This is a genomic window from Streptomyces sp. NRRL F-5630 (assembly GCF_000719475.1).
In the GTDB taxonomy this organism is placed as follows: domain Bacteria; phylum Actinomycetota; class Actinomycetes; order Streptomycetales; family Streptomycetaceae; genus Streptomyces.
The window spans coordinates 1-26,992 of the sequence record NZ_JOGO01000051.1; the positions used below are offsets into that span (position 1 = coordinate 1).

Annotated in this window: 25 protein-coding genes; 9 read left to right on the forward strand and 16 right to left on the reverse strand. The window is 72.3% G+C overall.

All coding sequences use genetic code 11. The features are described from left to right. Positions 1-498: 498 nt before the first annotated feature. Positions 499-1,374: a GntR family transcriptional regulator gene (locus tag IF99_RS0121770; RefSeq protein ID WP_030998361.1), complete on the reverse strand. Its 876-nt coding sequence runs from the start codon at positions 1,372-1,374 to the stop codon at positions 499-501. 465 nt (positions 1,375-1,839) lie between these two features. Here IF99_RS0121770 and mshD point away from each other — a divergent pair, with 465 nt between their 5' ends. Continuing rightward, positions 1,840-2,790, forward strand: coding sequence for a mycothiol synthase (mshD, locus tag IF99_RS0121775; protein WP_030998362.1), 951 nt, complete (start codon positions 1,840-1,842; stop codon positions 2,788-2,790). A gap of 50 nt (positions 2,791-2,840) precedes the next feature. Here the strand turns inward: mshD and IF99_RS0121780 are convergent, their stop codons facing one another. Together IF99_RS0121780 and IF99_RS0121785 are read right to left on the reverse strand one after the other, a co-directional pair. Next, a complete protein-coding gene (locus IF99_RS0121780; RefSeq protein WP_030998365.1) occupies positions 2,841-3,365 on the reverse strand; it encodes a DUF7144 family membrane protein in 525 nt (174 codons plus the stop codon). Between the two features lie 216 nt (positions 3,366-3,581). After that, positions 3,582-4,631 carry a zinc-binding dehydrogenase gene (locus tag IF99_RS0121785; RefSeq protein WP_030998367.1) on the reverse strand — a complete coding sequence of 350 codons (1,050 nt, stop codon included), beginning with the start codon at positions 4,629-4,631 and terminating at the stop codon, positions 3,582-3,584. Positions 4,632-4,827: 196 nt separating this feature from the next. Between IF99_RS0121785 and IF99_RS0121790 the strand changes: the two genes are divergently transcribed. The 5 genes from IF99_RS0121790 (at position 4,828) to IF99_RS0121810 (ending at position 10,797) form a co-directional block, all read left to right on the forward strand. Beyond that, positions 4,828-5,364: a TetR/AcrR family transcriptional regulator gene (locus IF99_RS0121790; protein WP_234340802.1), complete on the forward strand. Its 537-nt coding sequence runs from the start codon at positions 4,828-4,830 to the stop codon at positions 5,362-5,364. A 494-nt stretch (positions 5,365-5,858) separates the two neighbouring features. Continuing rightward, on the forward strand, positions 5,859-8,156 hold the full coding sequence (locus IF99_RS0121795) for an RNA degradosome polyphosphate kinase (RefSeq protein WP_030998371.1): 2,298 nt from the start codon (positions 5,859-5,861) through the stop codon (positions 8,154-8,156). Further along, positions 8,137-9,231: a CHAD domain-containing protein gene (locus tag IF99_RS0121800; protein WP_030998373.1), complete on the forward strand. Its 1,095-nt coding sequence runs from the start codon at positions 8,137-8,139 to the stop codon at positions 9,229-9,231. Before IF99_RS0121795 ends, IF99_RS0121800 begins: the two co-directional genes overlap by 20 nt. Continuing rightward, positions 9,228-9,641 (forward strand): NUDIX hydrolase, encoded by a 414-nt coding sequence (locus tag IF99_RS0121805; protein WP_030998375.1) that lies wholly within the window; start codon positions 9,228-9,230, stop codon positions 9,639-9,641. The genes IF99_RS0121800 and IF99_RS0121805 overlap by 4 nt, the downstream gene beginning before the upstream one ends. A gap of 220 nt (positions 9,642-9,861) precedes the next feature. After that, positions 9,862-10,797, forward strand: a complete 936-nt coding sequence (locus IF99_RS0121810) for a serine/threonine dehydratase (protein ID WP_030998377.1) — start codon at positions 9,862-9,864, stop codon at positions 10,795-10,797. Between the two features lie 12 nt (positions 10,798-10,809). On the opposite strand, the gene IF99_RS0121815 is transcribed toward IF99_RS0121810, so the two are convergent. From IF99_RS0121815 to IF99_RS0121840, 5 genes are all read right to left on the reverse strand, one after another. After that, positions 10,810-11,436 (reverse strand): hypothetical protein, encoded by a 627-nt coding sequence (locus IF99_RS0121815; protein ID WP_078655201.1) that lies wholly within the window; start codon positions 11,434-11,436, stop codon positions 10,810-10,812. A 161-nt stretch (positions 11,437-11,597) separates the two neighbouring features. Further along, entirely contained in the window at positions 11,598-12,299 is a 702-nt protein-coding gene (locus tag IF99_RS0121820) for a hypothetical protein (RefSeq protein ID WP_051703613.1), read from the reverse strand. Positions 12,300-12,672: 373 nt separating this feature from the next. Further along, on the reverse strand, positions 12,673-13,122 hold the full coding sequence (locus IF99_RS0121830) for a hypothetical protein (RefSeq protein WP_234340799.1): 450 nt from the start codon (positions 13,120-13,122) through the stop codon (positions 12,673-12,675). A gap of 213 nt (positions 13,123-13,335) precedes the next feature. Beyond that, a complete protein-coding gene (locus IF99_RS0121835) occupies positions 13,336-15,330 on the reverse strand; it encodes a DUF6571 family protein (protein WP_051703615.1) in 1,995 nt (664 codons plus the stop codon). A 71-nt stretch (positions 15,331-15,401) separates the two neighbouring features. Continuing rightward, positions 15,402-15,734 (reverse strand): hypothetical protein, encoded by a 333-nt coding sequence (locus tag IF99_RS0121840; RefSeq protein WP_030998388.1) that lies wholly within the window; start codon positions 15,732-15,734, stop codon positions 15,402-15,404. Between the two features lie 419 nt (positions 15,735-16,153). Here IF99_RS0121840 and IF99_RS0121845 point away from each other — a divergent pair, with 419 nt between their 5' ends. Next, the gene (locus tag IF99_RS0121845) at positions 16,154-16,588 is read left to right on the forward strand and encodes a VOC family protein (RefSeq protein ID WP_030998390.1); all 435 of its coding nucleotides are present in this window, start codon (positions 16,154-16,156) and stop codon (positions 16,586-16,588) included. A gap of 18 nt (positions 16,589-16,606) precedes the next feature. Here the strand turns inward: IF99_RS0121845 and IF99_RS0121850 are convergent, their stop codons facing one another. From IF99_RS0121850 to IF99_RS0121865, 4 genes are all read right to left on the reverse strand, one after another. Next, positions 16,607-17,533: a hypothetical protein gene (locus IF99_RS0121850; RefSeq protein ID WP_078655200.1), complete on the reverse strand. Its 927-nt coding sequence runs from the start codon at positions 17,531-17,533 to the stop codon at positions 16,607-16,609. A 749-nt stretch (positions 17,534-18,282) separates the two neighbouring features. Beyond that, positions 18,283-18,528 carry a DUF397 domain-containing protein gene (locus tag IF99_RS0121855; protein WP_030998395.1) on the reverse strand — a complete coding sequence of 82 codons (246 nt, stop codon included), beginning with the start codon at positions 18,526-18,528 and terminating at the stop codon, positions 18,283-18,285. A gap of 179 nt (positions 18,529-18,707) precedes the next feature. Further along, positions 18,708-18,923, reverse strand: a complete 216-nt coding sequence (locus IF99_RS0121860) for a DUF397 domain-containing protein (RefSeq protein ID WP_234340800.1) — start codon at positions 18,921-18,923, stop codon at positions 18,708-18,710. Beyond that, positions 18,920-19,801 carry a helix-turn-helix domain-containing protein gene (locus IF99_RS0121865; RefSeq protein ID WP_030998400.1) on the reverse strand — a complete coding sequence of 294 codons (882 nt, stop codon included), beginning with the start codon at positions 19,799-19,801 and terminating at the stop codon, positions 18,920-18,922. Before IF99_RS0121865 ends, IF99_RS0121860 begins: the two co-directional genes overlap by 4 nt. Positions 19,802-20,195: 394 nt before the next feature. Between IF99_RS0121865 and IF99_RS0121870 the strand changes: the two genes are divergently transcribed. Together IF99_RS0121870 and IF99_RS0121880 are read left to right on the forward strand one after the other, a co-directional pair. Further along, the gene (locus IF99_RS0121870) at positions 20,196-20,654 is read left to right on the forward strand and encodes an ATP-binding protein (protein ID WP_030998401.1); all 459 of its coding nucleotides are present in this window, start codon (positions 20,196-20,198) and stop codon (positions 20,652-20,654) included. 375 nt (positions 20,655-21,029) lie between these two features. After that, on the forward strand, positions 21,030-21,755 hold the full coding sequence (locus IF99_RS0121880; protein ID WP_030998404.1) for a dienelactone hydrolase family protein: 726 nt from the start codon (positions 21,030-21,032) through the stop codon (positions 21,753-21,755). Between the two features lie 123 nt (positions 21,756-21,878). Here IF99_RS0121880 and IF99_RS0121885 read toward each other — a convergent pair whose 3' ends face one another. The 4 genes from IF99_RS0121885 to IF99_RS0121900 form a co-directional block, all read right to left on the reverse strand. Then, positions 21,879-23,735 (reverse strand): bifunctional metallophosphatase/5'-nucleotidase, encoded by a 1,857-nt coding sequence (locus IF99_RS0121885; RefSeq protein ID WP_030998405.1) that lies wholly within the window; start codon positions 23,733-23,735, stop codon positions 21,879-21,881. A gap of 139 nt (positions 23,736-23,874) precedes the next feature. Then, positions 23,875-25,101 carry a GNAT family N-acetyltransferase gene (locus IF99_RS0121890; protein ID WP_030998406.1) on the reverse strand — a complete coding sequence of 409 codons (1,227 nt, stop codon included), beginning with the start codon at positions 25,099-25,101 and terminating at the stop codon, positions 23,875-23,877. Positions 25,102-25,154: 53 nt separating this feature from the next. Beyond that, positions 25,155-26,120 (reverse strand): asparaginase, encoded by a 966-nt coding sequence (locus tag IF99_RS0121895; protein WP_030998408.1) that lies wholly within the window; start codon positions 26,118-26,120, stop codon positions 25,155-25,157. A 98-nt stretch (positions 26,121-26,218) separates the two neighbouring features. Then, on the reverse strand, positions 26,219-26,938 hold the full coding sequence (locus IF99_RS0121900) for an ABC transporter substrate-binding protein (protein ID WP_234340801.1): 720 nt from the start codon (positions 26,936-26,938) through the stop codon (positions 26,219-26,221). Positions 26,939-26,992: the final 54 nt, after the last annotated feature.

Below are 26,992 nucleotides of genomic sequence, written 5' to 3' on the forward strand. Positions count from 1 at the left end.
GGGTCCCCGGACGGTAAGGACGGGGGAGGCGGGATCGGCGCGGGGGCGGGGGCGGGCCCAGGTGCCGACGCGGGCTCGGCCCCGGGTGCGGGCCCATGTTTCGGCGCCGGTTCCGGCGCGGCGGAGGGGCCCTCGGCGGCCCGGCCGGGGCTCGGGGCCGGCCCCGGGGACGCGACAGGGTTCTCCTCGCTCACATCATCACCGTACAACTTCATGCCACCTCACGGGAGTTGTCGGCAGATGAGCGGAAAGCGCGGGCCAACGGCCCACAGCCAGGACCTTCTTTCCGCCAACTCCACCTTCCACACCCGCTCCCGGCACTCGGTCACGCCCGCTCCCCACGACGGTCACGTCCACTCCCGGCATCCGGCCACACCCGCTGCTGGTGCCCGGCTCCCGCACCCTTCCCGCCACTTGCCGCCGCGCCCCCGTACCGCCGCCTCACGCCGCCCCCGTACCGCCGCCCGCCCCCGCGCCCCTGCGACTCGCCCCCACCGCTCACGTGAGCCGCAAGGGCGCGCTGATCGTGTTCCACAGCCCGTCGAACCAGGCGGCGGACTGGCTGACGAAGGCGGCGTCGCGCGGGCCCGCGTCCCGCTCGAACGCGAAGAGCGTCGCCTCCGTGCCCTCGGCGTCGAAGGTCTCGACGTGCGCGGCCCCGTAGTCGGCACCGCGCCGCGCGAGCGTGTAGTACGCGAAAAGGGCCTCCTCCTCGTTGAGGAGGTAGAGCTTCACGGGCGGTGTGAAGGGTATGGCGCGGTACTCGACGTGGACGTCCATGCCGTGCGAGGAGCGCAGGGCGAGGAGGTGGTGGGCGAGGACCTTGCCCTGGGCGTTGCGCTGCGCGAGCCAGTGGCGGTGCACGAGGTCGTGGTCCCGTGCGGCGGTCCCCGCCGGGGCGCCCGCACCCCGCTCCGCCGCGACCGGCTCCACCGCGGCCGGGAAGGCGAGTCCTATGTCGCGGTCGGGAAGGAGCACGCGCAGGTCGACGCGCTCCGGTTTCAGCTCGCCCGCGTGGATCTGGCGCAGGGGCTCGCCCATGGCGAGGGTGAGCGAGACGGAGGTGAGGCAGAGCGCGCGGATCTCGACGTGCGGCTGTTCGAAGGCGGTGGCGATACGAGGGCCGAGCGCCGCGGTCGTGGAGCGCGGCAGCGCGCCGGGACCGCCGGGCCCGCGCGCCGCGTGGTCGGCGACGGCCGGGGGCGCGCCCTTGGTGGCGTGGGTGAGGAGGCGCTCGGCGCGCAGGACGCGCAGGGCCTCGCGCACGGTGCCGCGCTCGACGCCGAACTCCGCGGCGAGCCGGGCCTGCGTGGGCATCCGGTCGCCAGGGAGCAGCGCCCCGGACCTGATCCGGGCGCGCAGTTCGTCGGCCACCTCGCGGTGACTCGGCCGCGGCCGGGTGCCCCCGTGCGGAGCGCTCGCGCCGTGGGCACGGTCCGTACTCACAAGCTCACCCTACAACTTCACGCCAAGTTGAGGGAGTTGCCGGTTCGCTGGTCACTGCACGCGACCAAGCGGGGAGAAGTGGGCGCGCTTGGTCGCCAAGTGGGCGGTTGGTCGGACGCGGAGTCACCGCCGACGCGGCGAGCGCTGGGACGGGCGTGGCGAGGGGGAGGGGACACACGGCGTGGGGTGGAGGGGCCAAGGCGTGGGGTGGCCCGGACACGGCCTCGGGTGGCCCGGGCACGGCGGGGGACAGCCCGGACACGGCGAGGGACGGTCCGGCGCCGTGAGAGAGGGCGCGAGCGCCCCCGGGGGACGGTCCGGCCGCGTGACGGCTGGTCCCGACGCGGTGAGGGGCGGCGGCGTGGGGCCGCCTCGTCCTCGTACGCTCGCAGCATGAGCAGCGAAACGAACACCCCCACCGGGCCCGCCACCCCCGTACCCGCGCGCCGGATCGAGGTCTTCGACGTCCTCGACGAGGAGCAGGCCGCCGCCGTCGGCGAGCTGATCGCCGCGGGCGTGCGCGAGGACGGGCAGTACGCCGTCTCCGAGCAGGGGCGGCTGCATCTGCGCGGCGGCGAGCGTCCCGGCGTACGGCACGTCCTGCTGCGCCTGCCGGACGGCGCCCTCGCCGGGTACGCGCAGCTCGACGGCTCAGACCCCGTCGAGTCGCCGGCCGCCGAACTCCTCGTCGCGCCCGGACTGCGGGCGCGGGGCCACGGCCGGGCGCTCGGCCAGGAATTGCTGCGGCTCACCGGGCGGCGGCTGCGGATCTGGGCGCACGGCGGACATCCCGCGGCGCGGCGCCTCGCGCGCGGGCTCGGCCTGCACCTCTTCCGCGAGCTGCGCCAGCTGCGCCGCCCGCTCACCGGGCTCGACCTGCCGGAGCCGGTGTGGCCGGAGGGGATCGCGGTGCGCACGTTCGTGCCGGGGCGGGACGAGGAGGCGTGGCTGGAGCTCAACGCCGCCGCGTTCGCGCACCACCCCGAGCAGGGCGGCATGACGTCGCGCGACCTCGCCGACCGCGAGGCGGAGCCGTGGTTCGACCCGGAGGGCTTCTTCCTCGCGGTGCGCGAGGACGACGGCGAGCTGGTCGGCTTCCACTGGACGAAGGTGCACGCGGAGGAGGAACTCGGCGAGGTCTACGTGGTCGGGGTCCGCCCCGGCGCCCAGGGCGGCGGCCTCGGCCGCGCCCTCACCACGACGGGCCTGCGCCACCTCGCGCGCCGCGGCCTGCCGACCGGGATGCTCTACGTGGACGCGGACAACGTCCCCGCGGTGACGGTCTACGAACGCCTGGGCTTCACGACGTACGAGACGGACCTGATGTACCGCACGGAGAACTGAGCCGGGGGCCGCGGGAACCCGTCCCGCGGCCCTCCACCTGTCCCCTCCTTTTACCGTCCCCCGACCCGGTGCGCCGTCAGCGCCCAGATCACCCAGGCGTCGATCGCGATCACGACGAGGGCCCAGACCGGGAAGTACGGGAGCCACAGGAAGTGGGCGACGATGCTCAGCGAGGCGAGGAAGACGCCGACCACCCGGGCCCACAGGGCGTCGCGGAAGAGTCCGAGACCGACGAGGACCGCGACAGCGCCCATGATCAGCAGCGTCCAGCCCCAGCCCGTCGACGTCCAGCGGAAGACGTAGTCGTTGACGTGCGTGTAGACGTCGTCCTTGGCGATGCCGCTGATGCCCCGGAGGATGTCGAGCACCCCGTTGACGAGCAGCAGCACCGCGGCGAAGACCGTGCCGCCCACCGCCCAGCCGCTCTCGGCACGCCCACGCCGCCGGTGCGCGGTGCCGTCACCCGGCGCGTTGCCGCCCGGTCCGTGGCCGCCCGGCGTGTTGCCGCCCGGTCCGGCGGGCCGGCCGGTGGCCGGGCCGGTGTCCCGGCCGGGCGTCTGATCGGGGTACGACATGGTGGCCTCCTCCGTCCCCCGGTACGCGAGAACCTCTCCGACCCATCCACCATCGGCCCGCTCCCCGCCCCTCGCCACTCGGCGCCACGGCGGCGGGAGCCCGCGAAGAGGGGCGGGCCCCCGAAGAGGCGCGGAACCCCGAAGAGGGGAGCGGCGGCAATCGGCGGCCGGGCACAGGAACCGCCCGCACCCCGCGCCCCTCCCCGTGCCGCGCGCCTACGGCCGCAGTACCAGCTTCCCCACGTGCCCCCGCCGCTCCAGCTCCTCCTGCGCCCGCGCCGCGTCCTCCAGCCCGTACGAGGCCGCGATCACGGGCCGCACCGCGCCCTCGCGCGCCAGGTCCATCAGGCGCGCGAAGTGCGTGCGCGTGTGCATCGCGGAGCCGATGACCTGCGCGTTGTGCAGGTACAGGCGGCGCACGTCGAGCGTGATGCCCCAGCCCCCGAGGGCCCCGGCGACCACCCAGCGGCCACCCTCGCGCAGCAGCGGCAGGCTGTCGCCGAGCAGTTCGCCCGCGACGACGTCGAGCGCCACGTCGATGCCCTCGGGCGCCGCTTCGCGCAGCAGCGCGGGCACGTCCCCCGCACGGTCCACGACCACGTCGGCCCCCGCCTCCCGCACCGCCGCGAGCTTCGCCCCGCTGCTCAGCGCGATCACCCGCGCGCCCCGTGCCCGCGCGAGCTGCACCGCCGCGAGGCCGACGCCGCCCGAGGCCCCCGTGACGAGGACCGTCTCGCCCCCGGCGAGCCGGCCGCGCTCGATCATGCCGAGCGCCGTGCCGTACGCGGTCGGCAGGCTCGCGAGCTGGGCGTCGTCGAGCGGCGCGTCGGTCACGTCGTGGAGCTGGGCGGCAGGGGCTGTCACGTACTCGGCGTAGCCGCCGTCCCGTTCGCTCCCCATGAGCCCCACGGGGTGCGCCTGGGGCCCCTCGCCGTCGTAGAGCGCCGGGTCCACGACCACGCGCCGCCCGAGCAGCCCCGCGTCCACCCCCGCGCCGACCGCCGCGACCCGTCCCGCGACATCGGCGCCCTGGATGCGCGGGAAGTCGATCGGCCCGCGCCACCCGGAGAGCGCCCCGGGGTCCTCGGGCGTGCCGTAGGCGCCCTGCCGCGTCCACAGGTCGGTGTTGTTGAGCGCCACCGCGCTCACCTCCACGAGCACCTCGTCCGCCCCGGGCACGGGGACGGGCACCTCGGCGAGCCGCATGACCTCCGGCCCGCCGTGCCCGGTGATCCGTACCGCGCGCATCGTCTTCGCCGCAGCCATCGTGCCGCCCTCCTCGCGGGTATACTGATCTGTGTACTCGCGCCACCGTACACCGATCAGTGAAGGAGTGCGCGTGCCGGACAACCCGCATCCCGCGACGGAGCCCGCGCCGTCGCCACGTGAGCCCGTCTCACCCGGGGATGTCTCCGCGCCCCCGCCGGAACCGGAGCGTCCCCTCTCCCCCGCCGGGCGCCGGATCGTCGCGGCGGCCGAGGAGCTGTTCTACGCGCAGGGCATCACGGCGGTCGGCGTCGACCTCATAGCCGAACGCTCCGGTGTCACCAAGCGCACGCTGTACAACCAGTTCGGCTCGAAGGACCGGCTCGTCACCGCCTACCTTTCCGCCCGCGACGCCCGCTGGCGCACGCTCGTGCGCGCCGAGGTCGAGGCCGTACGCGGCACGGACCCCGTCGCCGCCGTCACGGCGCCCTTCACCGCGCTCCGCGTGTGGAGCCGCGCGGACGCGGAACGGGGCTGCGCCTTCATCAACGCCCTCGCCGAACTCCCCGACCCCGCCCACCCCGCGCACCGCGTCGCCGCCGGGCAGAAGCTGTGGCTGCGCACCCTCTTCGCCGAGCTCGCCACCGAGGCCGGCTGCCGCGCGCCCGCCGCCCTCGCGACCCGCCTCCTCGTCCTCCACGAAGGCGCCCTCGCCACCCAGCCCCTCCCCCTCGCCACCCTCACGGAGACGACGGAACTGGCCCGGGAGCTGGTCAGCGCGGCAGCGAGCTGACCACGGGGCGAGGCAGGCGGGCGGTGCGGAGGGCGAGGGCGTACGGAGGCGAGCGCGCGCAGGGCGGATACGCGGACGGGGCAGGCGGCCGCCCACGGGTCGCGCGCGGGCTCCCCGTGAGCCCGTCCCCGTACCGACCCCCCTCCCCGCACGCCCGCCGCCCGCCCCCCGCAAACTCCGCGCCACGTGCACGTAACCCCGCATTCAGCGAGCCTTGCGACGCTCGCCGAATGCAGCCGCCCGCCCCGGAGCCCGGCTCCTCCGGCACGCCCCCCACACCGCCCGCGCCCGTCCCGGCCGAGAGCGCCGAGGCCCGCGCGGTCGCCGACGACTCCCCCGCCGCTCCCCGCACCCGTGGCACCCGCGCCAACGGCCACGGTCCGCGCCCCGGCCCCCTCCGTCCCGCACCCGTGCCCGCGCCCGGCGCGCCCTCTGCCCCAGGAACCTCCCCGCTCCACGCGCCACGACCGCCTTCCAAGCGGAAGAATGGCTCCATGACGCAGCCGAGCAGCAGCCCCCGCGACCCGGTCCCCGCCTCCCCCGACTCCGGCCGCGCCCCCGCCGGGACCGCCGGCACCGGCCGGTCCACCGTCGCCTCGCTGTCCGGCCACCGCCCCACCCCCTCCGGGCAGACCCCGCACGCCGGCACGGCGGGCGCCGGTTCCGCACTCGAACCCGACCTCGACGCCGACCTCGACGCCTACGAGGACCCCGAGGGCATCGAACTGCCCGCCGACCGCTTCCTGGACCGCGAGCGCTCCTGGCTCGCCTTCAACGAGCGCGTGCTCGAACTCGCCGAGGACCCGCGCACCCCGCTGCTCGAACGTGCCAACTTCCTGGCGATCTTCGCGAGCAACCTGGACGAGTTCTTCATGGTCCGGGTCGCGGGCCTGAAGCGGCGCATCGCGACAGGTGTGGCGACACGTTCGGCGTCCGGGCTGCTGCCGCGCGAGGTCCTGGAGCTGATCTGGACGCGCTCGCGCGAGCTCATGGCGCGCCACGCCGCGTGCTTCCAGCAGGACGTCCTGCCCGCGCTCGCCGACGAAGGCGTGCAGCTCGTGCGCTGGGCCGAGCTGAGCGAGACCGAGCAGGCGCGGCTCTTCACGCTCTTCCGGCAGCGGATCTTCCCCGTCCTCACCCCCCTCGCGGTGGACCCCGCGCACCCCTTCCCGTACATCTCGGGGCTGAGCCTCAACCTCGCGGTGGTGGTGCGCAATCCGGTGAGCGGGCACCGTCACTTCGCGCGCGTCAAGGTCCCGCCGCTGCTGAGCCGCTTCCTGGAGGCCGCGCCCGACCGGTACGTCCCCATCGAGGACGTCATCGCGGCGCACCTGGAGGAGCTGTTCCCCGGCATGGAGGTGCTCGCGCACCACAGCTTCCGCCTCACCCGCAACGAGGACCTGGAAGTCGAGGAGGACGACGCGGAGAACCTGCTCCAGGCGCTGGAGAAGGAGTTGATGCGCCGCAGGTTCGGGCCGCCCGTCCGCCTGGAGGTGGAGGAGTCGATCGACCCGTACATCCTCGACCTCCTCGTGCGCGAGCTGAAGATCTCGGACGTCGAGGTGTACCCGCTGCCCGGTCCGCTCGACCTCACGGGCCTCTTCGGGATCGCCTCGCTCGACCGCCCGGAGCTGAAGTACCCGAAGTTCATCGCGGGCACGCACCGCGATCTCGCCGAGGTCGAGTCCGCGTCCGCGCCGGACATCTTCGCTGCGGTACGGGAACGGGACGTGCTCCTGCACCACCCGTACGACTCCTTCTCGACCTCCGTGCAGGCGTTCCTCGAACAGGCCGCCGCCGACCCGGACGTGCTCGCCATCAAGCAGACGCTGTACCGCACGTCGGGCGACTCTCCGATAGTGGACGCGCTCATCGACGCGGCCGAGTCGGGCAAGCAGGTGCTCGTCCTCGTCGAGATCAAGGCGCGCTTCGACGAGCAGGCGAACATCAAGTGGGCCCGCAAGCTCGAAGAGGCGGGCTGCCACGTGGTCTACGGGCTCGTCGGCCTCAAGACCCACTGCAAGCTCTCGCTCGTCGTGCGCCAGGAGGGCGAGACGCTGCGCCGCTACTCCCATGTGGGAACGGGGAATTACCACCCGAAGACGGCCAGGCTCTACGAGGACCTCGGCCTGCTCACCGCCGATCCGCAGGTGGGCGCGGACCTCTCCGACCTCTTCAACCGGCTCTCGGGGTACTCGCGGCGCGAGACGTACCGCCGCCTCCTCGTCGCCCCGCGCTCGCTGCGCGACGGCCTGATCGAGCGCATCGAGAACGAGGTGCGCCACCACCGCGCCGGCCGTCCCGCGCACGTGCACTTCAAGGTCAACTCGATGGTCGACGAGGCGATCATCGACGCCTGCTACCGCGCCTCCATGGCGGGCGTCCCGGTCGACGTGTGGGTGCGCGGCATCTGCGCGATCCGCCCCGGCGTCCCCGGGCTCTCCGAGAACATCCGCGTCCGCTCGGTCCTCGGCCGGTTCCTGGAGCACTCGCGGGTCTTCGCCTTCGGCAACGGCGGCGAGCCGGAGGTGTGGTTCGGCAGCGCGGACATGATGCACCGCAACCTGGACCGCCGCATCGAGGCGCTGGTAAGGGTCTCGGACCCCGCCCACCGCGCGGCGCTCGCGCGCGTCCTGGAGACCGGCATGTCGGACTCGACGGCCTCGTGGCACCTCGGCCCCGACGGCGAGTGGAACCGGCACTCGACCGACCCCGACGGACAGCAACTTCCCAACGTGCAGGAACTGTTGATCGACGCGCGGAGGCGGAGGCGTGGCACCTCGACCCCCTGAGCAGACGGCACGGGCGCAGGGCGCACCGGTCCGCGCCCCCGGGGCCTCCGGCACCACGGTCCCGGGCACCACGGGCCCTGGCGCGGCGGCCCCCGGCGCCACGGCCCCCCGCTCCCCCGGCGACCCCGTCACCGCCTACCTCCAGGAGCAGGCCGGCGCCTTCCTCCGCGCGCTGCGCGCCCGCCGCGAGTCGGGCACCTCGGCGCCCGAGACGGAGGCGGCGGTCCACGCCCTGCGCGGCGCCGCACAGCGCGTCGAGGCGACCCTGCACACCTTCCGCCCGCTCCTGGAGGCCGAGTGGGCGGAGCGCCTGCACGGCGAACTCGGCTGGCTCTCCGCCGTATTGGGCAGCGAGTACGCGTGCGCGCACCGGCTGGGGCGGCTCCTCGGCGCGCTGCGGAGGTTGCGGGACGAGGAGGGGGCACGGTCCGCCGCCGTGCCCGCCCAGGGGCCTCCGGAGGGGCCGCTCCCCATGGGAGCGGCGCGTGCGGGCGCGCTCCTCGACCGGCAGCTCACCCTCGCCCGCAACCGCGCGCACTCGGCCGCGCTCGACGCGCTCGGCTCGGCACGCTTCCACGCGGTCGCGGACGCCGTCGCGCTCCTGGCGAGCGAGGTCCCCTACCGTCGCGGCGCGTCCCCGCGCGACCCCGAAGTCGTCGGCGCGCTGGCCTCGTTGACCTCGCACCGGCTCGCCGACGCGATCGCCGCGCTCCCGCTCGACCGGGCGGGCGCCCCGTACAACGCGGAGGCCGCGGCGCTCGGCAGCGCGGCTCCCGGCGGGGAGCCGCAGGACGCGCCGTGGCACCGGGTGCGGAGCCTGCTGCGGCTGCGGGTGTACGCGGCGGAGGCGCTGGGCGCCGCGCCGGAGGCCCGTACCGCCCCGGGCGCCCGCGCCCTGGACCGGCACCGGGAGGCGGCGGACGCGGCGACGGCCGCGGCGGCGGCTGCCCGTACCCCGCGCATCGCCCCGCCGACCGCCTACGCGCTCGGCGTCCTGCACGCGGTCCAGCGCCAGGAGGTGGAGGCGGCGCGCCACACCTTCCAGCGCGTGTGGCGGGAGGCGGTACGCGTATGAGCGCCCCGGTCCGCGCGGCGGGCTGCGTCCTGTGGCGCCGCTCGCCCGCGCGCGGCGTCGAGTTCTGCCTCGTCCACCGCCCGAAATGGCGTGACTGGTCCTGGGCGAAGGGCAAACTCAAGCACGGCGAGACGGAGTTGGCGGCGGCCCTCCGCGAGGTCGAGGAGGAGACGGGCCGCACCTGCCACCCCACGACGCGCCTCCCACGCGTCCACTACCGGACCCACGACGGTCGCCGCAAGACGGTCGACTACTGGCTCGCGGAGGAGACGGGCGGCGCGTTCGTACCGAACGCCGAGATCGACGAGATCCGCTGGCTGCCACCCGAAGCGGCGGCCGAACTGCTCACGGAGGCCCGGGACCGGGCACTGCTCGCCCAGGCACTGCGGGAGTTGGCGAACGGCGGCTGAACGAGGACCTGTCGGCGCGGCCGCAGTCGGCGCTCGGCAGTCGGCGCTCCGCGTCCGGGGCTTCGCAGCCGGCGCTCCGCGTCTCGCACTCCGCGTCCGGCGTTGCGCGTCCGGCGTTCCGCGCCCCGCCCGGGGCGCGCGGGGGGCGTGCGCCGGGTGGTACCTGCACGGCAGACTGGCCGCGTACCACCCCGTTCGCCGCCCGCCCTTCAGGAGAACCATGCCCCCGCTGACGTACGACGAGATCAAGACGGCGCGCGACAGGATCGCGGGGCACGTGCGCCCCGCCGTCGTCGCGCCCTTCGCGCCCGGCGTGTGGAACGCCCTGGAGTTCACGCAGCACACGGGGAGCTTCAAGGCGCGCGGGGCGTGGAACTTCGTCGCGGCGCACCGCGAGGCGGGCACGCTCCCGGAGGCCGGGGTGACGATCGCCTCGGGCGGGAACGCGGGGCTCGCGTGCGCGTGGGCGGCGCGCGAGGCGGGCGTGCGCGCGACGGTGTTCCTGCCGCAGAACGCGCCACGCGTGAAGGTGGAGAGGCTCGCGGAGTACGGGGCGCGGGTGCGCCTGGTGGGCAGGGAGTACGCGGAGGCGGCGGCGTCCTGCGCGGAGTTCGCCGCCGACTCGGGCGCGCTGCTCTCGCACGCGTATGACAACCCGCTGATCGCGGCCGGTGCGGGCACGCTGCTCGACGAAATCCTGGAGCAGGTCCCCGGCCTGGACACGGTCGTGGTGGCGGTGGGCGGGGGCGGCCTGTTCGCCGGGGTGGCGACGGCGGCGCACCACCACGGCATCCGCGCGGTGGGCGTGGAGCCGGCGCACTGCGCGGCACTGGGGGAGGCGCTGAAGGCGGGCGAAGCGGTCGACGTGGTCCCGGACTCGGTGGCGGCGGACTCCCTGGGGGCGCGCAGGGCGACAGAGTTGGCCCTCCACGCCGCCCGGAACCCCCTGTCCACCCTCCTCACCGTCCCCGACGAGGCGATCATCCGCGCCCGCCGCGACCTCTGGGACCACCACCGCCTGGCAGTGGAACACGCGGCGGCGACAGCCCTGTCCGCCCTGACCACCTCCGTCTACGCCCCCGCCCCGGAGGAACGCGTCGCGGTCATCCTCTGCGGAGCCAACACCGACCCGGCCACCCTCTCGGACAACAGGTGAGCCCCTCGCCCCTCACCCCTCGGGCAGCCGCGAAGGCACCTCGCACCGGGCGTCCTTGTGCGCCTGCCGGGCGAAGTCGACGACAAGTTCCTTCAGCACCGCCCTGGACTCGGCGTCACGGGCTTCGAGCGGTGTGTGGGCGGTGACCGACACCACCAGCCGGTTCATTTCCGGCTCCTTCATGGTCTTCTCGCGACACGTCACCCCGACGACCGCCATCCGCGGCCCCGCCCACGCCTGCTCGCCCGCCTCGAACGGTGCACGTCCCACACCCCACTGGCTCTCGAAGACGTCACCGTCCAGCGCCTCGTCCCAACCCAGCGCGGTGGGGTGCGCCCAGAAGCTCAGCAGCAATTCCCGTTGGGGGCGCTTACCCCCGTAGACATCACACCAGCTCGCGAACAGATCCCGCCCAGGCTCCACCTTCGACGAAAAGGAATACACCGAGTATCGGGGCAGGACGGACCGGAAGGCCTCGGCCGCCCGTTCCCGAGCCGGAACCGTCCGGCAAACCTCACCAGCGGCGATCTCCCCGCGCCCCTCATCGAAGGCACCCTGCCAAGCGGCGACCCCGAGCCCCCCTCCCACGAGCACGGCCGCAAGAACCACACCGAGCAGAATCTTCAACTTCGCGCTCATTGCCGACAGTTTCATCACTTCCCATTTCCTCCCGGTCAACCAGATTCCTCAAGCGAACTCGCGTCGAACCCGCTGACCAGGCCCCCACTCCCCCGCCGGACCCCACCACGGACTGGTCCGCAACCCTCCACGCCCGTCGGTATCCGGCCCCCTCAGCCGCCTCATCCCTCCGGCAACCTCGCAGGCACCTCGCACTCGGCGTCCTTGTGCACCTGCCGGGCGAAGTCGACGACAAGTTCCTTCAGCACCGCCGTCGACTTGGCCTCACTGGCGTCGAGCGGCGTCTTCGCGATGACGGTCACCACCATGCGATTCATCTCCGGCTCCTTCGTCGTCTTCTCCCGACACGTCATCCCGACAAAGGCCATTCGCGGTCCCGCCCACGCCTCGTCCCCGGCCCGGAACGGCTCGAATCCCTTGCCGTACTCCCCCCGGACAACCTCACCATCACGCGCTTCCGTCCAGCCCAGCGCCGTGGGGTGCGCGTAGAAATTCAGCAGATATTTCCGGTCCTTCAACTTGCCGCCGTAGACGTCACACCCACTCGCGAAAAAATCTCTCCCCGGCTCCACCAGCGGTGCGAACGAGTAAGAAGAATCCTCAGGCAGCACAGACCGAAAAATCGCAGCCGCACGTTCCCGATGCGGAACATTCGGGCAGACATCCCCGGCAGCGATATCCCCCCTCCCCTCAGCGAAGGCACCCTGCCACGCAGCGATCCCCAAGCCCCCCGCGACAAGCACGGCCGCAAGGACCACGCTCATCACGATTTTCGATCTAGTGGTCATTGCCGAAAACCTTGCCACTTCCCCACCATCCTGGTCGATCCCGGAGTCATCCCCCGACATGGCGTCCGGGTCCATGCGCTTCCCCTCCCTCTCAGCACCTTTTCAGCGCATCCTCCGGTTGCGGATCATGGCGGGCGCCCCGCCCCGAGTCACCTGCGCGGACAAGGAGTTGATGTACCGCTCTACGTCTTCCAGTACGACATCGATGCGCTTACGCACCTGCTCGCGGTGACCCGCCACATCACCGCGCCACCACTCGGCCCTGCCGCCACGCCGGCCGCCGTGCCGTCACCTTTCCTCGCCGCCGACTCGAAGGCATGCCGACGAGGGGGCAACGAAGGCCCTTCAACGGCTTCGACCACCCGAGGAGTCGAACGCGGTCGGAACTGCCGTCCTGCGGAGTGGTGGCAAACTCCACCCCGCGGGCCACCGGCCCGCTTCGGCCGCCTCACCCCTCCGGCAACCTCGCAGGCACCTCGCACTCGGCGTCCTTGTGCACCTGCCGGGCGAAATCGACAACAAGCTCCTTCAGTACCGCCGTCGACTTGGCCTCACTCGCACCGAGCGGCGTCTTCGCGATGGCGGTCACCGCCAAGCGATTCATCTCCGGCTCCTTCGTCGTCTTCTCCCGACACGTCATCCCGACAAAAGCCACTCGCGGCCCCGCCCACGCCTCGTCCCCGGCCCGGAACGGCTCGAATTCCTCGCCGTGGCCCCACCGAAAGGCCTCATCCTCTCGCGCCTCGATCCCGCCCCGCACCGTGCTGTGCCCGAAAAATTCCACCAGATGATTTTGATCCTGCGGCTTGCCGCCGTAGACGGTACAGAGGCTCATGAAGAGCTCATGCCCGGGTTTCACATCCGACGAGAAAACATACGAAGAGTAATCGGGCAGCACGGATCGAAATATCTCGGCCACACGTTCCCGATGCGAAACATTCGCGCAAACATCCCCGGCGGCTATATCCCCCCTCTCGTCAGCGAAGGCACCCTGCCACGCAGCGATCCCCACACCTCCCGCAAGAAGCACGGCCGCAAGGACCACGCTCATCACGATTTTCGATCTAGCGGTCATTGCCGAAAAACTTGCCACTCTCACACCCCCTCCCGCTCAATCTTCTTCCTCCGGAGAGGCGTTCTCGAACCCACTGACCAAAGTCTTCGCGTCAGCGAGCCCTTCTCCCGCCTGCCTTCCCGAAATTGAAACGGCTGACGAGTCTCCTGTCGCCGCCTTTACAGCCCGTTGCACGGTATAGGTGGCGTCGGATTTGGCTTTGGCATCATGTGCGAAATCCTTGTACACCTGCGTTTTCTCCTTCCCCTCGTCCTCCCCGAACCCCTCAACAATCCCGTTGAACATCTCATCTGCGGCGGTTCCCGCCAACTCACCCACCAGATCGGCTCCGGGGCCGGTGTAACGCGAAGACGCGAGGCCGGTGACAGCACCCACGAGCGGGCCTCCCCACGTGGTCACGGCCTCCTTCCAGCCCTCACTCCTGGCCGCCTCCTCGGCATGCCCCTGCGCAATTTCGGCATTCTTGGCACCGATGATGATCCCTTGGAAGTACCCGGAGTCATAGGCGAGCTGATCGATCGTCTCCTTGAGATTTCCCGGGTAATGACCCATATCAGCACCATCATTGAACGCCTGCATGAGCTGTGCGGAGTAGGCATGTTCGCCTATGTTCAGCCTGTCGAACCCCTCCTTGTTCTTCCCCACCGTGTACAGGAAGAGGGCGGCATCGGGTTCGTCCTGCTTGAGCGGAGCTCGCGCCCCCGCCACCGCGTAGAGCTCCTCGGCGAAATGGTGGTCATTACTGATCGCTGCCTTGAGTTCCGGCATGTATTCAGCCGCCATGTTCGCCATGCTGTCCGACAGGAAGCCGCGATCCAGCAGGAGGTCGCGGTCGTGCGCGACCGAACTCACGATGCTCCCGAACAAGTCCGCCTGCGCCTTCGAGTGCTTCAAGTGGTCCGCCGTCGCGACTTCCCCCGGCCGGTGTCCGGTTGTCGCCGCCTCCAAGGCGTGGCCCATGGAGTTGGGGCCTGTGACGCTTTCCTCGCCCGGGGCGCTGTCGTCGGGCCATTTCCGGGTCTCGAAGAGGTACGTGAAATTGGACTGCTTCTTGTCCTTGGCGTCCCTGCCCTCGGCCGTGAAGAATTTCGTGGCCGCATCCGGGCTGTTGGCCAGGGCCTTCATGAAGCCGGTCATGGGGTCGTTGCCCCGGTCATTGCCGACGTGGTTGGAGACGCCGCCACCCATCGCCGCGCCGTGGTAGCCGAGTCCCCGGCTGAACTGGGTCTCGCGGTCCTTCTTCACGAGCGCCGTGCCGTAGTCCGTCAGGAAGGCATCGTCGAAGTCGCCGTAGCGCATGAGGTTGCTCATGACGACGAACCCGTCCGGCCCGGCGCCGGCCACCGTGTCCCCCTCGCGTATCGGACTGCCGCCCAGCGCGATGATGTCTCTCTTCCACGCCTTCATGACAGGCGTGTCGGAGTTCGTGGCGGCGGCGAGAGTGAGGCTCAGGTTCCGCTGGAAGTCGCCCAGCCGTTCCTTTCTCGCCGCGATCCCCTCGCCCCCGCCGCGCGTGGGCGTCCCCGCGTTGGACACCCCGTCCCAGAACAGCAGCGTCCCCTTCGCGCCCAACGCCGTCACGAACGTCTCGGCGAAGGGGTATTCGTCGCGGTTGTCCGCCAGCAGGGCGTTCAGTTCGTCGAATTCGGTCGCGCTGAGGTCGTTCGGGTCCTTCTTCGCGAGGGCGGCGGCGAGCTTGGCCGCCTTCCTCGCCTCCTTCACTGCCGCCGGGTTCACCAACGCCTCGTTGACGCGCACCATGCCCTCGTGCCCGGCGAATCCCGGTGCGCCCTCGGCGAGGGACAGGTGGTACCGCTGCTTGAGCAGCGGAAGCTCTTCGCCCGCCCATGTGGCGACGTGCATGATGTCCTGAAGCTCGGTCTGCCCGAGCCCGAACCGCGCGAGCTGCCTCTTGAAATGCGCGGCGCGGTTCCCCAGCGTCTCGCGCCCGTCCTCCACCGTACTGATGACTTTCCGCAGCCTGTCCGGGTCGATCCCGGAGAATTTCCCCGACGTGGCATCCGGGTCCAATTTCGTGCTCCCCCTCCTTCTCAGCGGCCGGCCAGCCTTCCCGGTGGCCGGTCCGCCCCCTCCGTGGCCGGTCAGTCCATCGGCCGGACGCGGCTCATCGCGACGGCTTCCTCCTGGGTGACCTGCGCGGGCATCGCGTCGATGTAGCGCTGCACGTCCTCCATGACGGCGTCCATCCGGTCCCGCACCTTGGTGCGCTGCCGTGCCACCTGGCCGTGCCACCGCTCCGCCGTCTCGCCCACCCACGCCATATCGGCGGTGGCGCTCCCCTTGCCGATCTCCTTCGCCGCCAGCTCGAAGGCGCTGACGAAACTCCCGCGCTCTTCCTTCATGCGCGCGAGCAGGGCCACGAGCCGTGCGCGATCGGGATTTTCGACCTTCGGCTTCGCTTCTTCGGCGGCCATCGTTCCCCCCGGACTCCGGCGTTGCTGGTACGCACCGAAACTAGCCGGGCACACCGCGTGCCCGCCAGGGGTCAAGAACCCGCAGCCTCAAACACGTCCCAAAACTTCACGAGAACCACGGGCGCACCGACTCCCCCACCACCCTCGCGAATTGCCCCGGCTTGCCGAGCAACGTTGGCGCCCGCACTCCGGTGCGCCGCAGTCCGGTGCGGCACGGTTCGCGACGCCCATCGCCCGCCGCGCCTCCGAGCCGAGGACTTCACCGCCCCCTCCGCAGGCGCCTCCTCCACCTCATCCGCGCCACGGACGAGGTCGAACCGGCCTGGCTGATGGGGCCCTCGCGGAGCCGGACCCGGCGCGGGACCCGGGCCCCGCAAAACCGGGTGAGCGTCCAGCCAGGCCCCTGTTACCTTGCGCCCATGCCTGCGCTCCGACAGCTCCAGATCACCATCGACTGCGCGGAACCGGCCCGCCTCGCCGCCTTCTGGTGCGAAGCGGCGGGGTACGTCCTCCCGCCGGTCCCCGAGGGCTTCGCGAGCTGGGAGGAGTACCACCACTCGTTGCCCGCCGAGGAGCAGCCGTCCTACTTCGCGTGCGGCGACCCGACGGGCGTGGGTCCGCGCCTCCTCTTCCAGCGCGTCCCCGAGGGCAAGACGGTCAAGAACCGGGTGCACATCGACGTACGGGCGGGCCAGGGCCTCGTCGGCGACGAGCGGCTCGCGACGCTGCGGGCGGAACAGGCCCGGCTGGAAGCCCTCGGGGCCGTCCACCTGTACACCCAACTCGCCGACGACGAGAACGAGTCGTGCGTCACGATGCAGGACATCGAGGGCAATGAGTTCTGCCTCGACTGAGTCCCGGCGCCCGACGGCTCACCACCTGTCGGCAGCGGCACCCCGCTCCGCCTGACAGTCCCGGCACCGCCCCGGCCCGTAGCGCAAGGCCCGCTCGCAGACGTCGCAGCTGTGCCACCACGTGGAGGGCCGCACGTCGGGGAGGTTCGACGGCTCGACGGGCGCGGAACCGGCCCTGAAGGTGGTCGGCAGCTTCGCGGGCCGCGCGGGCAGGTCGGTGACGAGGCGGTGCGCGAGGAAGGCGGCGGGGCGGTGGATGTGCTGCGGGAGGTGCGCGAGGAGCGCGGTGCGCAACGCGTCCTGGTGCACGTCCCGTTCCAGCCACGCGGCGGCGAGCGGCGTGAGCCGCGCGAGGTCCCTCTCGGGGAGGACGAGCCGGGGGTCCTCCCGGTGGAGGGTCGAGAGGACGTGGGCGGCGACGCCGTGCGTACGGGGCGGCGGGGCGGGAGCAGGTGCTGCGGGCGCGGTGTCACGTACGGGAGCGGGCGCGGCCTTCGGCGCGGCGCGCGCCTCCTCCCGTACGGACGCGCGGGCCTCCTCACGTACGGGTGCGGCGGGCTCGGCCGCGATGGGCTCGACCCGCACCGCCTCCGGCGCCTCGTCCCGCACCGGGACGGTGTGGATGAAGGTGCGCGTGACGATGCGGCCGGTGGGGAGCCGGGAGGTCTCACGGCGCAGGAAGCCGACCGCTTCGAGCCGCCGGAGGGCGCCGGAGATGGCGTGTTCGCCGTGGCGCGGGTCGCGTTCCGTCAACGCCTTGATCGAGACCCTCGTCCCTTCGGGGACGGAAAGCATGTACGTGGCGATGCCGATCGCGAGGTAGTCCAGGTTCCTGTGCTGGGCCAACGCGTTGGAGACGACGCAGAACTCGCGGTCGAGCCGGGTCCGGACGTGCGTAACGCCCCGCGAGGCACGCCGACGGCGGATAAGCTTTGAGGCATCCATGGGGAAGTTTCGGTTCCTTGTGGTCATCCACGGGGGGAAGTTCTCGCTTCCTTCGTGGTCGGCCCCCGCCTCGGGATCGTGACTCCCGACGGGGGCCATTTTTCATGGCCGTTGGCCGGAACATATGCCCGCAGAACCCCAGTTAGGTCCGATATCCGGATCTATCACCCAACAGAGTGAAGCCTCCCGCGCCGACGCCTACGCACGCACCCCCACGCCAGCGCCCGCGTGAGTCCCGCACGTACAAGACGGCGGGCCGGAAGGCAGGTTGGTTCTTTCTGCCAGTCCTTTGAAAGAAGGCGCGAGCCGATCCGGGTCCCGGCTTCCCCGGCCCGTACGGCCGTACCGGGTCCCGACTTTCACGGCTGGTCCCATCTGCGGAAACACGGAAGAGCCCGGACCGTGTCATCCCGCAGGGACCAGGGCTCGCCGCAGCTCGCGCAGCCGAGGGCGATGGCGGAAACGTCCAGTCCGGTCTTCCCGAGCTCGATGTATCGCCGGGTCCCGAAGCCAGGGGCTGGAGCGCGCTGCAACGCAAGCGCTGAGGCGGGTCCCACCGGGCGGCGACCGCACCGGCCCCTGAGACCGGCCCCCGGCCACCCGCCGAGTCGTTCCCTCTTCACACGGTACGGTCCCAAGCCACGCCCACCGCGACTCTGCCCCGCCTCCGGCCCGGTCCAGCCGGCCGGTGGGGCGCTGGGGCCGAATACAGAGCGAGGCGAGTGGACCGCGCCCACGCGGGCGGTGGCTCAGAGCGCGTCGGCGGCGAGGGCGGCGCAGAAGTCGGCCCACTGCGAGGCGGGATAGCGGAGCGAGGTGAGCGCGGTGTCCTTCGAGTCACGGATGGCGATGGCATCGGGCAATGGCGCAGCTGCAACGCACTGCGCGGCGCCATTGCTGTAGGAGGACTTGAACCAGGCCGCCTCGATGCAGCTGTTGGCGGCGTTGCTGTAGGAGGACTTGAACCAGGTGAGGTGTGGAGCGGGATCGGTCATGATGCGTCCCTCCTGCTGACGGGGCAGTCACGCGCCGGTGTTGGCGACTGAGCCGTAGCGCCATGACAGCACCCGGACAGACCACCGGCAAGAGTGCCTCGCATACCTGGGGCCGGGGGCATGACAGGGGGCCCTCCCCTCTTACTCCGAGGAGGGCCCATCGTGAGGTGGTGCGGTGATCAGAGGGCGCCGGAGACGATCCCGTCGCAGAACGCGGCCCACTGGGAGGTGGTGTAGCGGAGGGGGGTGAGGGAGGTGTCCTTGGAGTCGCGGAGGGCGATGCCGCCGGGGAGGCCGGCCACCTCGACGCACTGCGCGGCGCCGTTGCTGTACGACGACTTGGTCCAAGCGGCACCATCAAGGTCCCGGGAATGCACGGTCGTGTTCTTGCTCACTTGGCGTATCCGTTCATGATGTCCGTCATTTTCGCCCTCGACTTGTCCACGGGCAGAGCCGCGGCCACGATCTGATCGAAGGCGCGCTCGTACACCGCCACGTTAGCGTCGCCCTCCAGGAAGAAGCCGCCCGTCAAGGTGTCCAGGTTGACGACCGTGGGCCAAGGGTCAGAGAACCTCACAATTTCGAAGAGGTTGAGCTGCCCCGCATTGGCGGTCGCGTGCATGTCCATGATCTGAACAGTGATGTTGGGCAGTTCGGTCACGTCCAGGAGGTGCCGGATCTGGTCGCGCATCATGAGCGGACTCACGGCGGAATCCTGGTACAACGAGGATTCGTGGAGCACCGCCCACAGCCGCAGCGGCTCCCGACCAGGGCGGTGGTTGAAGACCGCCTTCCGACCCATTCGTAGTTCGGCGAGCGCGTTCACCTCGTCCGGCGTGAGCCACGCTCCGGTCGCGGCGATTATTTCGCGAGCGTACTGAGCCGTCTGGAGCACGCCCGGGATGACCTGCGGGGCGTTGACCCGAACCTCGCTCGCGTCCGCCTCCAGCGTGAGGTAGTCGCCGTAGTTGCTCCCTACGACCCTGCCGTACGCCTGCCACCAGCCGGCCTTGTGCGCATCCCGCGCAAGGGCCTCCAACGACTGGACAACGGCGGGGTCCTCGACCCCGTAGACCCGAAGCAGTGGCCCGACGTCCTTTGCGAGTAGACGTGCGTTGGCGTTCTCAATGCGCGAGAGCTTGGTGTCACGCCAGCCAGGCCCCATCTCGCGTGCTGCGGCTTCGAGGCTCAGGCCGGCCGCATGGCGCAGCTCTCTGACCGCTCGGCCGAGGCGGCGTCGGCGCAGGTTGGGGACCGGTCTCTGGTTCGGCACGTGCCCACCTCCATCGGAGCTGAAGGGTACGGAAGTTGATCCTGTAGGTGCGAGTTGAATCCTACGGGTGCAGATTGCCACCCAGATGGTCAACTGACCACCCAACCGTTCGAATAGCTACCCGATATTCCGAGTTCGCCAAATCGGGTTACAAGGTTGCAGCAGACGCCGCGAGACTTCACACTCGCATGAGCGGACAACGTGACGAGCCCGACGCGTTCAGTCACATTCGCGCTGCTCCGACGCGCCGACTACGAAGTCGAGGCCCTCCATGCACCAGCGCCCACCCCTCCCCGACCAAGCCGCCGGGGCCGAACCCCCCGCCCGCGCCCGCCCCTTCGTCCCGCCGCCTCATCCGAACGGTGGACAACTCACCGCTTGGGAGCGGAGCGACGTGAACGAGTACGACGACCTCGCGCCCTGCTCCGGACATGCCCCCGGCGGCTTCGCCCCTGGCGCCTTCGCCTCCGGCGTCGGCGTGCCCGCGTACAACGAGGTGTTGCCCCGCACCGGTGAATCCGCCGCCCCCGCGCGGCGGTTGGTGCGGCTGGCGCTCGCGGTGTGGGGGCTCGACGCGCTCGCGGACACCGCCACGCTCGTCGTGTCGGAACTCGTCGCGAACGCGGTCACGCACGCGCGGGGCGAGACGATCCGGGTCGTGGTGGCGCGACTCGACGCGAGAGGCGCGGAGATCGCGGTCTCGGACTCCTCGCGAGCCCGCCCCGTACTGCGCCCGGCAGGGCCCGAAGCCCTCGGCGGGCGGGGGCTGTTGCTCGTGGAGACGTACGCGACGAAGTGGGGAACGGAGTCCAAGCCGTGGGGGAAACGGGTCTGGGCGGAGGTACGGGGGTGAGTGCCGACCGGGGCCGGGAGGAAGTGTGCGTCCGGTGCACAGAGTTGAGACGCCAGGAGGTGGCCGCCGAGGCGGTCGGGGACTACTCCCGGGCCACCGACTGCCGCGTCCTCATCAAGCGGCACCCGCACGAAGGGGGCGGGCGAGCACAGTGAGGGCGGTCGCCCCCGACCGGTGGTGGGGGCGCCTCGCGGTGGGGTCAGTGGCCGGAGGGGTCCACAACGTTGCCGTGGGAGCGGTTGTTCCTGTGGCTGCCGGTCCAGCCGCCGTGCCTCCGGCCTCGCGCCCAGCGCGCCCGTACGGCCGCGCTCCGCCGTCGTCCGCCCGTGGTGAACCCGCCCCCAGCCGGGCCGCGCGGCTCGTAACGTGCCCCGTATGACAGAGATCCGCACACGCGCCGTCGCGTACGACGCGGACGGGCTGCGCATGACCGGGCACCTCGCACTGCCAGGCGGTGCGGGGCCCCGGCCCGCCGTGCTGCTCGGGCCCGAGGGGCCCGGCCTCAGCGACTTCGAGCGGGGCAGGGCCGAGGCACTGGCCGAACTCGGGTACGTGGCGCTGGCCTTCGACCTGCACGGGGGGCGGTACTTCCACGAGCCCGAGGACATGCTCGCGCGGTGTCTGCCCCTCCTCGCCGACCCGGGGCGGCTGCGCGGGATCGGGCGCGCGGCGCTCGACGTCCTGACCGCCGAGCCCCGTACCGACCCCGGAAGGATCGGCGCGATCGGCTACGGGACCGGCGGGGCGGTCGTGCTCGAACTCGGCCGTGACGGGGTGCCGTTGAAGGCCATCGGTACGGTCAACGCGCTGGTGACGGGAGGCGTCGCCGAGACCGCCCGCATCCGCTGTCCGGTCTGGGCCGGGTTCGGCTCCGAGGACCCGGTCATGGCCCCCGCGCAGCGCGAAGCCTTCGCCGCCGAACTCCAGGCGGCCGGCACCGACTGGCGCCTCACCGTCTACGGCGGCGCCCACCACGCCTTCCCCTACCCGCCCGTCGGCCACCGCACGGTCCCGGGCGTGGCCCACCATCCCGCGCACGCGGCCCGCGCCTGGCACGACCTGGTGGACCTGCTCGGGGAGTGCCTGCCGCTGACCCCCTGAGCCGCCCGGCGGCTCCCGCGCACGCGGCCCGGCGGCTCCCATCGCGGTCCGCCTCCCCCGCGCGAGAGTCCCGCCGCCACGTGCGCGGGGCGGGACCCTCGTCGGTTCAGCCGGCCGAAGCCGTCACTTGACCACCGTGATCCGGTCCGCCTTCGGCGGCGTCAAGGGGGTCGCCGCGGAGGAGTTGGCCGTCAGGTAGTCGTTGAGGGCCCGCAGGTCGTCGCTGCCCACCAGCGGGTTCGTGCCCTTGCCGAGGGACGTGAAGCCGTCGCCGCCGCCCGAGAGGAAGCTGTTCATCGCCACGCGGTAGGAGGCCGCGGGGTCGATCTCCTTGCCGTTCAGGCGGATCGAGGACGTGTCGATCCGGGCCGCCCCCGACTTCGTCAGGTCCAGGGTGTACGTCAGGCCGTCCGAGACCTGGAGGATCTTCGGGGACGCCTCGTTGGGGCCGCTGACCTGTTCCTGGAGCGCGCTCACGAGCTGCGCGCCCGTCAGTGTCACCAGGTTCACGGTGTTGCTGAACGGCTGCACCGTGAACGCCTCGCCGTACGTCACCACGCCGTCCCCCTCCGCGCCGCTCGCCGCGTGCACGAGGTCCGCGCGGATGCCGCCCGGGTTCATGAGCGCGAGCGAGGTGCTCGGGTCGAGGGTCTTCGCGTGGGCCAGCTGGGCGTCCGCGATGAGGTCGCCGAGCGGCTGTTCCGGGCTCGTACCGCGCGGGATGTCCGCCGAGATGTAGCCCACCGGCTGGTTGGCGACGGGGGCCGCGAGGGTGTTCCAGCGGCTGATGAGGGCCGTCATGTCGGCGGCCTTCGGCTGCGTGCGGCTCACCACGTGGTTCGCGGAGCCCACCTTCGTACGGACGATGTCCCGCGTGCGGCGGTCGTACGTGAGGGTGGTGTCCGTGTAGAGGCGGCCGAAGGACGAGGCCGAGGTGACCAGGCGCGGGTTCCCGGCCGGGTCGGGGATCGTGCACACGTACGCGTTGTGCGTGTGCCCCGTCACGAGCGCGTCCACCTTGGGCGAGATCTTCTTCGCGATGTCGACGATCGGGCCCGAGATCCCGCCGCCGGCCGCGGGCGAGTCGCAGTCGTAGTTGTACGCGCCGTTCGCGGGCAGTCCGCCTTCGTGGAGGAGCGCCACGATCGACTTCACGCCCTGCTTGTCGAGTTCCTTCGCGTACTTGTTGATCGTCTCGGCCTCGTCGTGGAACTTCAGGCCCTTGACGCCCTCCGCCGTGACGATGTCCGGGGTGCCTTCGAGCGTGACGCCGATGAAGCCGACCTTCACGCCGTTCTTCTTCCACACCCAGTACGGCTTCAGGAGCGGCTTCCCGGTCTTCTCCTTCGTCACGTTCGCCGTGAGGTAGGGGAAGTCGGCGCCCCGGAACTTCTTGCCCTTCTCGTAGCAGCCGTCGGTGGGGTGGCAACCACCGTCCTGCATCCGGGCCAGCTCCGTGGCGCCCTCGTCGAACTCGTGGTTCCCGACGCTCGTCACGTCGAGACCGAGCTTGTTCATCGCCTCGATCGTCGGCTCGTCGTGGAAGAGGCCGGAGAGCAGGGGGCTCGCCCCTATGAGGTCCCCGGCCGCCGCCGTCACGGAGTACGGGTGGCCCTGGCGGGCCGTGCGGAGCGAGGAGGCGAGGTACTCGACGCCGCCCGCCGCGACCGTCTTCGTGGTGCCGTCCGGCTGGAGTTCGGAGACGGAGCCGGAGGAGCCGGCCGGGGGTTCGAGGTTGCCGTGGAAGTCGTTGAAGGAGAGCAACTGGACATCGACGGTGCGGGAGTTGTGACCGTGCCCCGGTCGATCGTGCGACGGCTGGCCGTGACCGGGCCGGTCGTGCGACGGGTGGCCGTGGCCGGGATGGCCCTGCGCCGTCGCCGGGCTCGCCGCCGTCAGCGCGGCGACGGTGGCGAGCCCGGCGGCAACGGTCAGCAGACGGCGGCCTCTTCGGGACGGGCGGAATGGCGTGGCGGGCATAGGGGTCCCCTCGTGCGCTCGGGAGATGCGCGGAGATGCGCTGTGCGGAGCCTGTACGGACGCGGTGCCCGTACGGGCGGCAGAATACGGTCAACGCGCGTAGCACGGCGAGGGCCGCGGTGAAGCGGAGCTGTACGGCTCAGAAACCGTCGGGGCACCACGGACGGCGGGCGGTGCGCAGCAGCCGTTCGGCACGGGCCGCCGCACCGTGCGCCCGCTCGTCGAGCAGCCCCGCGTCCGCCAGCGCGAGCGGCGAGCCGTCGCCGAGCCAAAGCCGCGCCAAGTCGCCCACGTCCACGAGGACTTCGGGTTCCTCCGCAGTCCGCTCGACCCGTCCCGTGCCGTCCGCGTCCGCCGTCAGCCGGTACGTGCCGCCCGCCGGGCCGCTCGCGTCGGCCACGCCGATGACGAGGCTGCCGGGGGCCTCGTAGGTACGGGCCTCGAAGGCGGCGACGACATCCAGGACGCGGACCCACAGGAAGTCCGCCGCGCGCGCGACCCGCGCGGCGCGCGGGTCGGGCAGCAGGAGCGGGAGGATGTCGTCCGGCGGCCGGTGGTACACCTCCACGTGCGCGACGTGGTCGATCGCGCACAGGTACGTCCACAGCGCGCGCCGGGCCGCCGCGGTCGTGGTGAGGAGGTCGTGGACCTTGGCGGTACGAGAGGCGTCGTCCACCTCGTAGCAGAGCAGCCCCGCCGGTGTGCCGTCCGCGTCGCGGTGCAGGACGTACACCGGCTCCTTCCAGCCGGGGGCGCGCCAGCCGGTGCCCGTGAGGGTGCGCCACCAGGCGGCGTCCCTGCTGACCGCGCCGGGCCGGCCGGCGAGGAAGCGGGCGTGCAGCGCCGGTCCGTGCGCGAGGACCGTCTCCGCGTCGACGAGCGCGAGCCGCCCGTCGCCGGGCGGGAGCGCGCGTTGCCGGTCGATGCCCGTGGCCGCGACGTCGACGCGCCAGTCGAGCGAGTGCGTCGCGGGGCCGAAGCCGAAGCGGCCGTAGATGGGGTACTCGGCCGAGATGAGCGTCGCGACGGCCTCGCCCCGCGCGTGCGCGGCGGCGAGGTCCGCGCCCATCATGCGGCTGAGGACGCCGCGCCTGCGGTGCGTGGGCGCGACGGACACGGCGGTGACGGCGTTGGCGGCTACCCGCGCGCCACCGACCGCCGTGACGCGCTGCGGGAAGGAACGCAGCGTGCCGACGCAGCCGCCGTCCTCGAAGGCCCCGGTGAAACGTGACTCCGCGAAGGAGTCGGCGACTTCGGCGAGACGCTCGGCCGGGACGGTGGGAGGTTCGAGGAAGGCGGTGCGCACCACCCTGAGCCAGTCGGCGAGTTCGTCGGGGCTGGTCAAGGCACGGATGTCGAGGGGCATACCGGCAGGTTAGGCGGGGCATCCCGCCGGGGGCCATCCGGTTTCCGGGACGCTCAGAACGTCGCCCGGACCTCCCCGACCACCACGGAGCCGCCCGTCAGCGGCACGTCGCCGATGCGGTCCACCACCGGGTCGTCCACGCCCAGCATCTCCAGGGCGCGCGCGAGGACGGCCCGCAGGGCACGGCCGCCGCCGTCGTCGATCTTGAAGGCGAGCGCGGAGCCGTCGGGGAGCGCGACCGCCTGCACGGCCTCCGCGCCCATCTTGGAGAGGACCCCGGGAACGGCCCGCATGAGCCACGTGTCCGGGCGGCGCGTGCCCGCCACGTACTCCGGGTGCGCGCGCATCGCGGCGGCGACGCGGCCCTCCGCGCTCGACGGGTCGGCGAGGACGAAGGAGCGGAAGGCGCGCGCGAGGCCCGTGAGGCTGAGCGCCATGAGCGGCGCGCCGCAGCCGTCGATGCCGAGCGCGGAGATCTCCTCGCCCGCGGCCTCCTCGACGCAGTCGCGCACGAGGAGCTGGAGGGGGTGCCCCGGATCGAGGTACGTGTCGGTCGGCCAGCCCGCGGCCTCGCAGGCGGCGAGCATCGCGGTGTGCTTGCCGGAGCAGTTCATGGTGATCCGCTCCCTGACCTCCCCGGACGCGAGGTACGCCTCCGCCTCCTCGGGGTCGAGGGGCAGGTCGGGCGGGCACTGGAGCCGCGCCGGATCGAGCCCGTGCTCGTCCAGCATCGTCCGTACGAGCGAACGGTGGAAGGGCTCTCCGGAGTGGCTCGCCGCCGCGAGGGCGAGCCGGGGGCCCTCCAGGCCGAGTCCGGCGCGCAGCACGGCCGCCGCCTGCATCGGCTTGTTCGCCGAGCGCGGGAAGACCGGGGCCGCCGGGTCGCCCAGGGCGGTACGGACCGAGCCGTCCGGGGCGAGCAGGACGAGGCTGCCGCGGTGCCTGCTCTCGGGGAAGCCGGACCGTACGACCTCGGCGAGTACGGGGGCGACGACGGAGTGCGACGGGGTGGTGGTCATGGGGGGTGGTACGGCCTTCCGGGCGGGCGGCCCGCCCCCTCGGCCCCCGGCCGCGCGCCCACGGGGGCACGGCCGGGGACGGCGGGTTCACCGCCTCGTCACAGGAGCAGGTCGTCTACTTGCGCTTCTCCCTCACGGTACCTGCGGGCGATCTCCGCGCTGCACCCGTCGGCGGTCCGCTGGAGGGCGAGACGGCGGCGCGAGACGTCCGCCTCGTAGGCGAGCAGGCGGGCCCGGCCGCGTGACAACTCCTCGTCGGTACGGGCCCCGAGGTCGGAGAGCGAGACCTCCTGGAGGATCGCCCCCGCGAGCCGCTCGGCCTCCTTCCCGTCCGGCGTCCCGACGCTGAGGTGCCGGACCGAGGAGCGGTGGCGGGCCGGGCCGTCCCGCAGGATGCCCGCGAGGCGCGCCACGACGTCGGCGTCCCCGGGACCCGCGACGGCGGGAGGCGCGGAGCGCGGCACGGCGGGCGCTTGCGGCGCCTGGCGCCCGGCGGGCGCGGGGGGCGCCTGCCGACCGGCGGGCGCGGGCGCGGGCGCGGGCGCGGTGGTGCGACCGCGGATCTCGGCGGTGAGGATGTCGATACGGCCGTGCAGCATCCGCCGTACGTAGCTGAGTTCGGCCTCCTCGCGGCCCGACACCCGGCGCAGTTCCCGCAGTTCGGGCAGCGTGAGCCCTTCGAGGCGGACCGTGGGCGCCTCGGGTTCCTCCTCACGGGGGCGGGGCGCGCGGGCCGTGGCCCAGGCGTGGGCGGTGCCCTCGGTGCGCGTGGTGGGGGCCGCGAGGGCCCCGGGTTGTTTCATGGCTGAGCTGTTCATGTGTTTCCGTCCCCTCGACGCGCCTCGCGGCGCTGGATGCATTCTGCTCCCGCG